This window comes from Actinoplanes sp. NPDC048967, assembly GCF_040649415.1.
In the GTDB taxonomy this organism is placed as follows: Bacteria; Actinomycetota; Actinomycetes; order Mycobacteriales; family Micromonosporaceae; genus Actinoplanes.
The window spans coordinates 594,019-606,897 of the sequence record NZ_JBEZFL010000002.1; the positions used below are offsets into that span (position 1 = coordinate 594,019).

Consider the following 12,879-nt stretch of genomic DNA (forward strand, 5'->3'; position numbering starts at 1 on the left):
CCCTAGGAGCCCCCGGTCGGAATCGAACCGACGACATCCTGTTTACAAGACAGGTGCTCTGGCCAACTGAGCTACAGGGGCGCGGGCATCAGCATACCGGTTGCCGTCTGACAGGCCGAAACGCCCTTTACCGGGCGCTCGCCTTGGCAGTTGCGGAAAAAAGACCTACGGTGACCAGCGTGTGGCTCACCACACTGTTCCTCCCACTCGGATCGTCCGGCACGTTCCTGCCGGTGGAAAGGAAGTAGATTCACCATGGCTACGGTCACGTACGACAAGGCGTCCCGGATTTATCCCGGACAGGAGCGCCCCGCGGTCAACGAGCTCAGCCTCGAGATCGGCGACGGCGAGTTCCTGGTCCTGGTCGGCCCCTCCGGTTGCGGTAAGTCCACCAGCCTGCGGATGCTCGCCGGCCTCGAGGATGTGGACCGCGGTCGCATCCTGATCGAGGGCAAGGACGTCACGAACCTCCCCCCGAAGTCGCGTGACATCGCGATGGTGTTCCAGAACTACGCCCTGTACCCGCACATGTCGGTGTACGAGAACATGGCGTTCGCCCTGAAGCTGCGCAAGACCCCGAAGTCGGAGATCGACCGCCGGGTCAAGGAAGCCGCCCAGCTGCTCCAGCTCGACGAGTACCTGAGCCGCAAGCCGAAGGCGCTCTCCGGCGGTCAGCGCCAGCGTGTCGCCATGGGCCGCGCGATCGTGCGTGAGCCGCAGGTCTTCCTCATGGACGAGCCGCTGTCGAACCTCGACGCCAAGCTGCGCGTGCAGACCCGCTCGCAGATCGCCACCCTGCAGGCCAAGCTCGGCATCACCACCGTCTACGTGACCCACGACCAGGTCGAGGCCATGACGATGGGCCACCGGGTGGCGGTCATGCTCGACGGCGTGCTGCAGCAGTGCGACACCCCGCGGGCGCTGTACGACAAGCCCGGCAACGTCTTCGTCGCCGGCTTCATCGGCTCCCCGGCCATGAACATCAAGACCGTCGGCCTGACCGAGGGCGGCGCGAGCTTCGCGGAGCTGGCCGTGCCGCTGACCCGCGAGCAGGTCGCGGCGGCGCAGGGCAACGGCAAGGTGACCATCGGCTTCCGCCCCGAGGCGACCGACCTGGTCGCCCCGACCGCGGGTGGCCTGCCGATCGTCGTCGACCTGGTCGAGGACCTCGGCTCGGACGCCAACGTCTACGGCCACGCGGCGCTGGAGGGCAGCTCGGAGCGGTTCGTGGTCCGCACCGACCGGCGCAACATGCCGACCATGGGCGAGACCGTGTTCATCAAGCCGCAGACCGAGAGCGTGCACGTCTTCAACGCCACCACCGGCGAGCGCATCTGAAGCAGGTAGTCAGCTGAACGGGCGGTCCCTCCAGGGGCCGCCCGTTTCGCTATCCGGCGAACCGCTGGATGATGAAGTCCGCGTCGGCGACACAGGCCAGGTGGCTGGTGTCCCAGGCGCAGGTCGAGGACCGGACGTCGGCCAGCGACCCGAGCGGAACGGCCTTGTCACCGACGTGCTCCCCGGCCAGCGCGGGATCGTCCGCGGAGGTCGACAGCGCCTTGGAGAACTGCAGGGTGTTACCGGCGTCCAGCCGTCCGGCCACCCCGGCCCGGGTCCAGGCGACCCGCCCGTCGGAACCCACCAGGCTGACCTGCGCCGGCGACGTGTTCTGCGGGACGAGCACCGCCTCGCCGACCGCGACCAGATCCTCGGCGTTCGCCACGGCACGCCGCCACACCACCCCGCCGTCGGCGGCGTTGACGGCCACCACCTGCGCGGTCTTGGCGTCGGAACCGGTGGTCTCGATCAGGCAGATCCGATCCGCGCCGCACGGCGTCAGATGCTCGAGCCGCGAGTTCGGGCTCGGCGGGGTGTAGAGCAGCTTCGGCTCCAGCTTCTTCAGGTCGTAGGCGAACAGCCGGTGCGCATCGGTGGACTCGGCCACGATGAGCCGGCCGTTGTGCGCGATGATCTTGTCGTCGGTCTGCGCCACGCTCTGCCGCGGACCGGCCACCACCTCACCGCTGTCGGCGTCCCTGACCTGCGCGGAGTCGTCGGCACCGATCTGCACGATCCGCTTGTCGTCATCAAAAGGCTCGGCGAACGCAACCCCGTCGGTGCCGGCCGGACCGGCGAAGTCATCCTCGGTCGTGACGGCGACGACCTGGGTGGTGGTCTGCCCGTACTCGCTCTTGGGGTTCCGCTTCTCCCACAGACCCTTGCCGGTGCGCGGATCGAGCCCGAGCAGCCGGCCCTCGCGGCGGTCGATGAGAACCACCCGGTCCCCGGCGAACAGCACGTTGTCGTAGCCGTCCATGGCCCGTTCCCAGCGCTTCTTGCCGTCGTCCGCATCGAGCAGCACCACCCGCCGCTGCCCCGTGATCGAATCAATGCCGGTGATGGCGACAACAGCGCCGGGAATGGTGAAGAAGAACTCCCAGCGGTTGGCCGACCCGGCGGCCGTGCTGGTCCAGGCGGTCTTGCCGGTATCGGTCGCCGCCGCGACGACCCCGAGCGTGTTCGTGTCGTCGGCACTGGCGAAATAGGCCCGCCCGTCCCGCAGCGCGGCGGCACTGAAGGCGGAACTGACCGGCACGGCGGGCTTGACCCGGTGCAGATCGGCGAGCGGCTCGTAGTCCAACGCCGGATACCCCGGCCAGAACAGCACGACAACGGTCGCGGCGGCCCCCAGCACGACGGCCGTCACGGCCGCGACGATCCAGACCAACTTCCGCTGGTACGCCGGGAGCTTGGCTCGCGCCCCCGGCTCCCCGGCCTCGCCCGGATCAGGATGCGTCGAGGCCAGCCACGGCTCGGCCCCCGGCGGAGTAGCAGCGCCCGAGACCGGGGCACCCGACACCGGGTGAAGGACGGGGCCGCCACCGACGTTCCCGAAGGCAGCAGCCTCACCCGTCGCCCAGGGATCAACAGGCTCGGCGTAGTGCGGCTCCGCACCCTGCGACCCGCCGGCGGCCACCACAGCGGCCGGCTTCGCATGCTGCGACGGCCCCGGCGGCTGATGCGACGGCCTCGCGGACGGCGGCTGCGGCGACGCCGCGAGCGGCTGTGGCGGCGGCATCGCGGCCGGCGGCTCGGAGTGTTGTGCCGGGGCGGCCCCCTGGGCGGAAGGCAGCGAGGCGGCGGCCACATCCGTCTCCGTGGGGATCGCCGCGGCGGCAGAGGTGGGTTGCATGGCTTCCGTGCTGAGCAGCCTCGGTGCATCGCCCTCGGTCGCGGGCGCAGGATGGGTCATGGTGTCAGAGATCGGCGGCACCGCCGCCGGCCGCATCGGCGCAGCCGGCGTCGCCGCGCTGTCCACCGCTTCGGCACCCACCGACCCGGCCGAGGCCGCCAAGCTGTCCGTTGTTGCCGCGCTGTCCGTTGTTGCCGCGGCGGCCCGCGCGGCCGTGACCGCCGGATCATCCGGCGTCCCAGCGCCCACCGATGCCGCCCCCGCAGCCGCGTTACCCGGACCGGTCGCGCGCTCCTGCCCGGGCGGGGTCGCCGCGCTTTCCGGCGCCGCAGCCCCCATCCGCGCGGCCTGATCCACCGCATCATCCGGCGTCGCGGGGGACACTGGCGCGGCCGAAATCCCCGCGCCGTCCGGCACGGCTCTGGCCGCCGCATCATCCGGCGTCGCGGCGGACACTGGCGCGGCCGAAATCCCCGCGCCGTCCGGCACGGCTCTGGCCGCCGCGTCATCCTGCGTCACCACGCCCGCCGGCGGGACCACCGCGTTGTCGGCCGCGGCGACCACGATGATCGCGCCCTCCGCCACCGGCAGTTCCGGCTGTTCCAGCACCGTAGGCGCGATCCCCAGCTCCCCGTGCAGCAGCCGAGCCACCAACGGCACCCGCGAAGACCCGCCGACCAGGAACAACCCGGCCAGCTCGGTCGGCGCCACCCCAGCCGCCCGGATCACCACGCCGGCCTCGGCCACCCCGCGCCGCAGCAACGGCCCCGCCGCGGTCTCGAACTCGTCCCGGGTCAGATGGGCCGCATGCTCCACCCCCGGCACCGGCACCGGAGCGAGCGCCGTACGGGAAAGCATCTCCTTCGCCCCGCGAACGTCCTCCCAGAACTGCCGCCGGGCCCGCCACTGGGCCAGGGTGACCGGCTCGGTCAGCGCCGCCCACGCACCTGGCTCGCTGCCACTCAGCTCAGCCCCGAGATGCTCGACCAGCGCCGCATCAAGATCGAGCCCGCCCAGGTCGTCGATGCCGCCGGACGCGGCGACCGCGAACCGCGGCAGCCCCTCCGGCGTGACTCCCTCGTTGCGGACGACGGCGATGTCCAGCGTGCCGCCGCCGAAGTCGAAGACGGCCAGCGCCGATCCGACCGGCACCGGGCGGCGCAGTACGTCCACGAAGTAACGCGCCGCCGCGACCGGCTCGGGCAGCAACTGCGTGGCCGGCGGCCAGCCGGCTCGGGCCAGCGCCGTCGTCAGGACCTCGCGACGCCGGGCGCCCCAGGCCGCCGGATAGGTCAGCACGGCCGGCGGCAGGAACCCGGTGGCCGCGACGGCCTCCCGGGCCACCGCGCCGAGCGGGGCCGCCAGCAGGTCAGCCGTCGGCACCTCGGTGTCGCCGAGCAGGACGGTTTCCGCGTCGACGTGCCGTTTCGGGTTCGGTTCGAGCCGGCCCGGCTCGGCCTGACCGAGCCGGACCGCGTCCCGGCCGACATGCAGCCGGCCGGTGGTGTCCAGGTAGACCGCCGACGGCAGCAGCGGCTGGCCGTCGAAGAGCAACGGCCGGGTGCGGCCGTCGGGCCGGCGCAGCATCGCCACCGTATGGGACGTGCCGAGGTCGACGCCGAGCAGCCAACCGCCGCGCGCCATGCCGTCGGTCATGCCCTGCTCCTCCGCGCCACGGTCCACTCGGCCCGTCACGTTACAGGCAGGCCGCGATTACCCGTAGATGCGGCGGCGGGACACCTCGGCGAGGGTGACCGCGGCGGCGACGCTGGCGTTCAGCGACTCCACGTCGGACATCATCGGGATGCTCACACGCAGGTCGCAGGTCTCGCCGACCAGCCGGGACAGGCCACGCCCCTCGGAGCCGACGACCACCAGCAGCGGGCCGACAGCGACCTCGAGCTGGTACAGGTCGGTCTCGCCGTCGGCGTCCAGGCCGATCGCGGTGAAACCGGCCTGCTGGGCCGCCTTGATCGAGCGGGTCAGGTTGACCACCTGGGACACCGGCACCCGCGCGGCCGCGCCGGCGCTGGTGCGCCACGCGGTCGCCGTGATGCCCGCCGCCCGGCGCTCGGTCATGAAGACGCCGTGCGCACCGAACGCGGCCACCGAGCGGATCACCGCACCCAGGTTGCGCGGGTCGGTCACCCCGTCGAGGGCCACCAGCAGCGGCGCGGTCTGCTCCATCGCCGCGGCCACGAGGTCGTCGAAGTTCTCGTACGCGAACGGGGGCACCTGCAGCCCGACGCCCTGGTGCAGGACGCCGCCGGTCATCCGGTCGAGCTCGAGCCGGCTGATCTCCAGGATCGGGATGCCCCGGTCACCAGCCGTGCGGACGATCTCGACGACCCGGTCGTCAAGATCGATGCCCTGCGCCACGTAGAGGGCCGTCGCCGGGATGGACGCGCGCAGCGCCTCGTTCACCGGGTTACGGCCGAGCAGCAGCTCGGGACCTTCCCGGGTCGGGTTGGACTTGCGCCCGGGGGCGATCCGGGGACCGGTGCGGCCCTGCGGGCGGTTGCCCCGCTGCTGGGCCGGCCGGCCGGTGGTGCCCCGGCCGCCGCCGCGGCCCCAGGTGGTGTCCTTGGTGCCCGGGATGCCGACCTTGGGCGCGCGGCCCTCGGCGGCGGCGGCGCGCCGCTCCTTCTCCTGCTTGCGCGCCGTCTTGTCGGGCAGCTTCTCGGTGCCGGAGTAGCCCTTGTGCCAGGGCCGCTCGTCGGCGGGCAGCGTCTTGCCCCGGCCCTTGAGGCCCGAGCTCGACCTGTTCTTACCGCCGGAGCCGGCGGTGGCGCCCTTCTTGGCCGACACGCGCTTGCTCACATTGAACGAATTACCCGGCATCAGTGCTGCTCTCCTACCGTCCAGCGCGGCCCGGCCGGAGTGTCCTCCACCTGAACTCCCGCGTGTTTCAACTGGTCGCGGACCGAGTCGGCCGCCGCCCAGTCCTTGCGTGCGCGCGCCTGTGCGCGCTGCTCGAGTGCGAGCGCCACCAGCGAGTCGACGATCGGCTTGAGGTCGCCGCCCTCGTCGCCGCTGCGCCAGGCGTCGTCGAGCGGGTCCAGCCCCAGCACGCCCAGCATCGCCCTGACCTCGGTCAGGGCGGCGCGCACGCCGGTCTCGTCGCTCGCGGCCAGCGCGGTGTTGCCCTCGCGGATCGTGTCGTGCACGACGGCCAGCGCCGCCGAGGTGTTCAGGTCGTCGTTCATCGCCGCGGCGAAGGCCGGCGGCACGTCCTTGGGCCGGCCGGAGCCGACGACCTCGACCGCCCGCTGCACGAAACCCTCGATCCGGCGGTACGCCGTGGCGGCCTCCCGCAGCGCCTCGTCGGAGTAGTCGATGCGGGAGCGGTAGTGCGGCACGCCCAGGTAATAGCGCAGCTCGACCGGGCGGATGCCCATGGCCAGCACCGCCTGCACGTCGATCACGTTGCCCAGCGACTTGCTCATCTTGGCCTCGCCGAGGTTGAGCAGCGCGTGGTGCACCCAGTGGCGGGCGAACGACAGCCCGGCCGAGTGCGACTGGGCGATCTCGTTCTCGTGGTGCGGGAAGGTCAGGTCGAGGCCGCCGCCGTGAATGTCGAACTCGGGGCCGAGGTAGCGCCGGGCCATCGCGGAGCACTCGATGTGCCAGCCGGGCCGGCCGCGGCCCCACGGGGAGGCCCAGGACGCGTCACCCGGCTCGTCGGCCTTGACGCCCTTCCACAGGGCGAAGTCGGCGGGGTGGCGCTTGCCGCGTTCGGGGGCCTCGCCGGCGGAGAGCATGTCCTCCGGGCGCTGCCCGGACAGCGAGCCGTACTCGCGGTAGCTGGGGACGTCGAAGTACACGTCGCCGGTGCCCTCGGCCGACACGTACGCGTGCCCGCGCTCGATCAGCTCGGCGATCAGCTCGTGCATCTCGGTGATGTGCCCGGTGGCCAGCGGCTCGTACGTCGGTGGCAGCACGTTGAGGGCGCGGTAGTCGGCGTCGAGGACGAGCTTGTTCGCGTACGCGATCGCCCAGAAGGGGCGGCCCGTCTCCAGCGACTTCACCAGGATCTTGTCGTCCACGTCGGTGATGTTGCGGACGAAGGTCACGTCGAGGCCGATGTGCAGCAGCCAGCGCCGCAACACGTCATAGTTGACCGCTGATCGCAGGTGACCGATGTGCGGCACCGACTGGACGGTGAGGCCGCACAGGTAGATACCGACCTGACCGGGCGTCATCGGGACGAAGTCCCGGACGGATCGGGTCGCGGTGTCATGCAGGCGGAGCGTCACCGTACAAGGGTACCGACCTCCGCCACGAAGTAACCTCCCGCCCGAGTGACGCCGGGCGGGAGGTTATCCACAAGCTCGTCCACAGCCGCTCAGGGGCGGGTCATCCGGAGCACGTCGAGGGCCGTGTCGAGCTGCTCCTCGGTCAGCGTGCCGTTCGCCACGTGACCCCGCTCGATGACCACGGCACGGATGGTCTTGTCCTCCTTGAGGGCCTGCTTGGCGATCGCCGCGGCCTCGTCGTAGCCGAGGAAGCGGTTGAGCGGCGTGACGATGGACGGCGATCCCTCGGCGTAGCCGCGGACCACGTCCTCGTTGACCTCGAGCCCGTCGATGCAGCGGTCGGCGAGCATCCGGGCCGCCGCGGCCAGCAGCTTGATCGACTCCAGCAGGTTGCGGGCCATCACCGGCAGCATCACGTTGAGCTCGAAGTCGCCCTGGGTGCCGGCGAAGGCGACCGCCGCGTCGTTGCCGATGACCTGGGCCACGACCTGACGGACCGACTCGGGGACCACCGGGTTCACCTTGCCCGGCATGATCGACGAGCCCGGCTGCAGGTCGGGCAGGCGCAGCTCGCGCAGGCCGGCCCGCGGTCCCGAGCCCATCCAGCGGATGTCGTTCACGATCTTGTACAGGCTGACCGCGACGACCCGGAGCTGCCCGGACGCCTCGACCAGCGCGTCCCGTGCCCCCTGGGCCTCGAAGTGGTTGCGCGCCTCACTCAGCGGCAGCCCGGTCATCTCCTTGAGCAGCGAGATCACCGCGGGCGCGAAGCCGGGCGGGGTGTTCACCCCGGTGCCGACCGCGGTGCCACCCAGCGGCAGCTCGGCCAGCCGGGGCAGGGTGTCGGTGAGCCGGTCGATGCCGTTCTGGATCTGCGCCGCGTACCCGGAGAACTCCTGACCCAGGGTGACCGGCGTCGCGTCCATGAGGTGGGTGCGGCCGGACTTGACGACCTGCGACCAGTCGTTGGCCTTCGCGCTCAGCGCGACCACGAGGTGGTCCAGGGCCGGGATCAGGCTGCTGGTCATCGCCTCGGTGGCGGCCAGGTGGATCGACGAGGGGAACACGTCGTTGCTGGACTGCGAGGCGTTGACGTGGTCGTTGGGGTGCACCGGCCGGCCCAGCGCCCGGGTCGCCAGCTCGGCGATGACCTCGTTGGTGTTCATGTTGGACGAGGTGCCGGAGCCCGTCTGGAACACATCGATCGGGAACTGGTCGTCGTAGCCACCGTCGGCGACGTGCGCGGCAGCCGTCACGATGGCCTTGGCCAGGTCGTCCTCAAGCACCCCGAGCGACGCGTTGACCTGCGCGGCCGCGCCCTTGATCTGGGCCAGGGCCCGGATGTGCGCGGGTTCGAGCCCGCGTCCGGAGATCGGGAAGTTCTCCACCGCCCGCTGGGTCTGCGCCCGCCAGAGGGCGTCGGCCGGGACCCGGACCTCGCCCATGGTGTCGCGTTCGATCCGGTAACCGCTCTCGTCAGTCGTCGTCACGCTTCCATCCTGCCCCCGCCGGCCGGGGTCCGCAGTTGATCCGCGCCACTGTCGAGCGCCGCCAGCCGCCGCTCGACGTCGTGGCGCTCGGGCACGCCCATCCGGTCGAACATGTCCAGCGCCTGCTCCAAGAGCCGACGAGCGGACCCGGCATCACCCTGCGCGAGATGGACGGCGGCCCGGCCGGACAGAGCCAGTGCCCACTCGTACGGGAACCTGGTGCGCGCCAGACGCAGCGCGTCCTCGCAGCTTTCCGCGGCACCGGCGACGTCGCCGGCCGCCAGCAGAAAGGCACCGCGGTGGACGCGGTACCAGGCCCCGTACCGGTGGTGACCGATGCGGTCGACGACCGCGATGGCCTGCTCCACCTGCTCGATGGCCGCCCCGGTGTGCCCCTCGGCGTGATCGAGCTGAGCCAGTTGGCCGAGGCCCTCGGCCTCACCGATGGTCCATCCGACCGAACGGCTCAGCCGCAGCGCCGCGGTGAGCATGCGTCGGGTGGTGGCGGCACCGGCCAGCCCGGCCTGCCACTTGACCCGGGCGATGTGGTGCAGGCTCGACGCGACGCCCACGGCGTCTTCGGTCGTGCTCGCCAGCTGCAACCGCAACCGCAGGTGGTGCAACGCCGGTCCGAACCGGCCGAGCCGGGCGTGGCCGGCCCCGACAGCACCGTGTTGCAGCCCCGCGTGTACCAGGTTGGACGGGACGCTCAGACCGATCCGCAGGGCTTGCAGGCTACTTTCGATCATCTTGTCGAAGCGGCCCTCGGACTCGTAGATGACGGCCAGATTGCCCATCGACCGCACGGTGTTGACAGCGTTGGTCCCGCGGCTGAGCCGGGTCGCGAGCTCGAGCAGACCCCGGGCCTCGTCCCGGCGGCCGAGGCGCTGCGCGGACGAGGCGAGATAGTTCGCACTGATCGCCACCGCGGAGTCGTCGCCCAGCTCCCGCGCCGCATCGAGTCCGCGGCGCAGCAACGCGTCGACCTCCGTGACGTAGCCCCGGGTGTAGAGGAAGCGCCAGGCCGCCCGGGCCAGCCGCCACACCAGTTCCGGCTGGTCGGCGGCCATCGCCGCGTCGGCGAACGCGGCCAGATTCGGCCGTTCCCGCTCCAGGTGGGCGACAGGATCCGCGAGGGCGGCGGCCAGGTCCGGGCGGCGCGGCACGGCCCCTCCCAGGTCCGCTGCCACGATGGCACGCTGCGGTCCGTCGTTCGCGGCGACGAACGCGTGCAGATGGAAATCGAGCAGGCGCCCCACGGCGTCCCGGCGCTCGGCCGCGGACAGCTCCGCCGCGAGCATCTCGGCGTACTCACGGAGCAGATCGTGCAGCCGGTACACCTCCGGCTCGGGCTCCTCCACCAGGTGCACGTCGAGCAGGTCGTCCAGCAGGTCGCGGGCGGACGCCAAGGACTCGTCCGCGAGGGCCGCGGCGGCGAGCGCCTCGAACCGCTCACCGGGGTGCAACCCGAGCAGCCGGAACATCCGCTGGGCCCGCTCCGGCAACTGCCCGTACGACAGGGCGAACGCGCTCGCCACCGTACGGTCCTCGGCCGCCAGCTCGGGCAGTGCCGCGTCGCCCAGCCGGCGCAGCAGGTCGGCGACGTGCCAGCGGGGGCGGTGGGCGAGCCGGGCACCGGCCAGCCGGATGGCCAGCGGCAGCCGCCCGCAGCGCCGGACCACCTCGAGGGCGGCCTCGGGCTCCGCGGCGACCCGGGCCCCGACGATCCGGGCCAGCAGCGCCACCGCCTCGGCGTCGTCGAGGACCGGCAGCGATTCGGGCTGCACCCCGTCCAGCCCGGCCAGCCGGCGCCGGCTGGTGATCAGCACCAGCGCGTTGCCGGAGGCCGGGAGCAGTGGCAGGACCTGGGCCGTCGAGGCGGCGTTGTCGAGCACGACGATGGACCGGCGGGTGGCCAGCTCACCGCGCCACAGCCGGACCCGCTCGTCCAGGTGGTCGGGGATGTGGTCGGCCGGCACGCCCAGCTGCCGGAGCAGCGTCACCAGGGCCGCCTCGGGCAGCAGGGGCCGTTCATCGCTGTGACCCTGCAGGTCGACGAAGAGGCTCGCCTCGGGGAAGCGGCTCCGGAGCAGCCCGGCGAGGTGGACCGCGAAAGTCGTCTTGCCGCTGCCCGCCATCCCGTCGACGACCCGGACGGCCGGTACCGGATCAGCGCTGTCCAAGGTCGCCAGCAAGCGGGCGGTCAGCTCGTCCCGGCCGGTGAAGTCACCGACCACCCGTGGCAGGCTGTCCACCGCTTCCGGACCGGGCGCGGACTGCTGCGGGGCGGCCGGCTCACCGAGCAGGATCTGCCGATGTACTTCCTGCAACGCCGCACCCGGCTCGATACCCAGCTCCTCGCGCACCAGGTCGCGGAAGCGGCGGTACTCGGCCAGGGCTCCGGCCTGGCGCCCGGCCCGGTGCAACGCCAGCATCAGTTGCGCGCGCAGCCGCTCCCGCAACGGGAATCGCTCGACGAGCCCGGTCAGCTCGGCGAGCAGGTCCGGGTCCGGGCCGGCGACCAGGTCCAGGTCCACCCGGTCCTCGACGGCCGACGCGTACTGCTCGTCGAGCACGGCGCCGCGCTGCCGCACCGCCGGCACGTCCAGGCCCGTCAGCACCGGCCCGCGCCAGAGGCCCAGAGCTTCCCGGAAGAGTTCGCGAGCCGCCACGGTGTCTCCGCCCGCGGCCACGGCCCGGGCCTGACTGATCAGCCGGATGAAGACAGCGGCGTCGAGGTCTTCCTCCCCGCAGCCGATGCCGTAGCCGGCCGGGTCGGTGAGGATGACGTCCGGCCCCAGAGTCCGGCGTAGCCGGGACACACAGGTCTGCAGCTGACCGCGTGCCGTCACCGGTGGCCGATCCGGCCACACCGCGTCGATCAGCTCCTCGAAACCGACGATCCGGCCCGGGTGCAGCAGCAGCATCGCCAGCACCACGCGGTCGCGGCCGGCGGTTATCGCCACCTCCCGCCCGGCGGCGGTCACCGACAGCGGTCCCAGAATGCGGAACGTCAGCAGCATGTGCGCCACCACCGGCTGACCCAACGGTCCGCGCGGGTCGCCAGCAGGCCTGGTCGCACCGGAGGTACACCTCATCTCCGCAGGTCGATCGGCATCGACCATAGCCGAATTCCACTCGCGGACCGGGCCCCGCCGAGAGCGGAACGACAGCGGAACGAGAGCGCCTCAGGGCAAGCTGTGGGACAGGCCGTTCCACTCCGATGTCCTACATCGCCCCAGAGGAGCGGAACGGCCCAACGGGGGGTGTTCAGCTCGTCCGCGACGATGTCGCGGACGAGCTGTTCGCGTTCCGGCGCCGGACGCCGGTTGGACGCCACCCGGGCCGGAACGTATCGTCGCGAAGGGTTTGGACTTCCCCGACGAACAGGATCTTTGTCATGCGAACCGCCCTCACCGCTGTCTGGATCGCCTGCGTGCTGCTCACCGCGACCGCCTGCAGCAGCGACGACAACGGCGCCGAGCCGATCGCCGAAGCACCTGCGGCGGAGGCGCCCTCGTCGGTGACGAGCACCGTGCCGGAGCCGGACTACGAAGCCAGCGACCGCAAGGTCTGCGCGACGCTGACCAAGGTCTTCGACGCGGACGTGGCCCAGTTCGGCACCGCGATGGGCAAGATGATCGCCTACAAGGAGGCGAAGCAGACCCCCGAGGCGGAGCAGGCCCGCAAGTCGGCCAGCAAGGAGCTCAAGGAGGTCGCCGCCAAGGTGCGCCAGGCCACCGCGGACGCCGAGAACCCCGAGCTCAAGCAGGCCGGCGCGGTGTCGGCGACGAAGTTCGCCAAGAGCGCCGACGACAAGGCCCTCTTCGACAAGGTGAAGACCACGAAGGACCTGGACCGGACGCTGGCGACGAAGATGCCCGACTGGATGGACCCGGTCGCCGGCCTCTGCGGCAGCTGAGCGCCGGAAGCCGGACGG

The 12,879-nt window shown here is 72.0% G+C and carries 7 protein-coding genes and 1 tRNA gene; 2 read left to right on the plus strand and 6 right to left on the minus strand.

Annotated elements, in window-relative coordinates; genetic code table 11:
- Positions 1 to 7: 7 nt before the first annotated feature.
- A tRNA-Thr gene (locus AB0C12_RS09515) sits at positions 8 to 81 on the minus strand.
- A gap of 174 nt (positions 82 to 255) precedes the next feature.
- On the opposite strand from AB0C12_RS09515, the gene ugpC reads away from it, so the two are divergent.
- Positions 256 to 1,338 (plus strand): sn-glycerol-3-phosphate ABC transporter ATP-binding protein UgpC, encoded by a 1,083-nt coding sequence (gene ugpC / locus AB0C12_RS09520; protein ID WP_360545978.1) that lies wholly within the window; start codon positions 256 to 258, stop codon positions 1,336 to 1,338.
- Positions 1,339 to 1,387: 49 nt separating this feature from the next.
- On the opposite strand, the gene AB0C12_RS09525 is transcribed toward ugpC, so the two are convergent.
- From AB0C12_RS09525 to AB0C12_RS09545, 5 genes are all read right to left on the minus strand, one after another.
- Entirely contained in the window at positions 1,388 to 4,849 is a 3,462-nt protein-coding gene (locus tag AB0C12_RS09525) for an Hsp70 family protein (protein ID WP_360545980.1), read from the minus strand.
- A 57-nt stretch (positions 4,850 to 4,906) separates the two neighbouring features.
- A complete protein-coding gene (gene rlmB / locus AB0C12_RS09530; RefSeq protein WP_360545982.1) occupies positions 4,907 to 6,034 on the minus strand; it encodes a 23S rRNA (guanosine(2251)-2'-O)-methyltransferase RlmB in 1,128 nt (375 codons plus the stop codon).
- Positions 6,034 to 7,449: a cysteine--tRNA ligase gene (gene cysS, locus AB0C12_RS09535; RefSeq protein ID WP_360545984.1), complete on the minus strand. Its 1,416-nt coding sequence runs from the start codon at positions 7,447 to 7,449 to the stop codon at positions 6,034 to 6,036. Before cysS ends, rlmB begins: the two co-directional genes overlap by 1 nt.
- Positions 7,450 to 7,538: 89 nt before the next feature.
- On the minus strand, positions 7,539 to 8,939 hold the full coding sequence (locus tag AB0C12_RS09540) for a class II fumarate hydratase (RefSeq protein WP_360545986.1): 1,401 nt from the start codon (positions 8,937 to 8,939) through the stop codon (positions 7,539 to 7,541).
- Positions 8,936 to 11,962 carry a BTAD domain-containing putative transcriptional regulator gene (locus AB0C12_RS09545; protein ID WP_360545988.1) on the minus strand — a complete coding sequence of 1,009 codons (3,027 nt, stop codon included), beginning with the start codon at positions 11,960 to 11,962 and terminating at the stop codon, positions 8,936 to 8,938. Before AB0C12_RS09545 ends, AB0C12_RS09540 begins: the two co-directional genes overlap by 4 nt.
- A gap of 377 nt (positions 11,963 to 12,339) precedes the next feature.
- Here AB0C12_RS09545 and AB0C12_RS09550 point away from each other — a divergent pair, with 377 nt between their 5' ends.
- Positions 12,340 to 12,861, plus strand: coding sequence for a hypothetical protein (locus AB0C12_RS09550; RefSeq protein WP_360545990.1), 522 nt, complete (start codon positions 12,340 to 12,342; stop codon positions 12,859 to 12,861).
- Positions 12,862 to 12,879: the final 18 nt, after the last annotated feature.

Excerpts from the sequence above, each read along its gene's own strand:
- ugpC (WP_360545978.1), top strand. The coding sequence starts at position 256 with ATGGCTACGGTCACGTACGACAAGGCGTCCCGGATTTATCCCGGACAG.
- AB0C12_RS09525 (WP_360545980.1), bottom strand. The coding sequence starts at position 4,849 with ATGACCGACGGCATGGCGCGCGGCGGTTGGCTGCTCGGCGTCGACCTC.
- rlmB (WP_360545982.1), bottom strand. The coding sequence starts at position 6,034 with ATGCCGGGTAATTCGTTCAATGTGAGCAAGCGCGTGTCGGCCAAGAAG.
- AB0C12_RS09545 (WP_360545988.1), bottom strand. The coding sequence starts at position 11,962 with ATGCTGCTGACGTTCCGCATTCTGGGACCGCTGTCGGTGACCGCCGCC.
- AB0C12_RS09550 (WP_360545990.1), top strand. The coding sequence starts at position 12,340 with ATGCGAACCGCCCTCACCGCTGTCTGGATCGCCTGCGTGCTGCTCACC.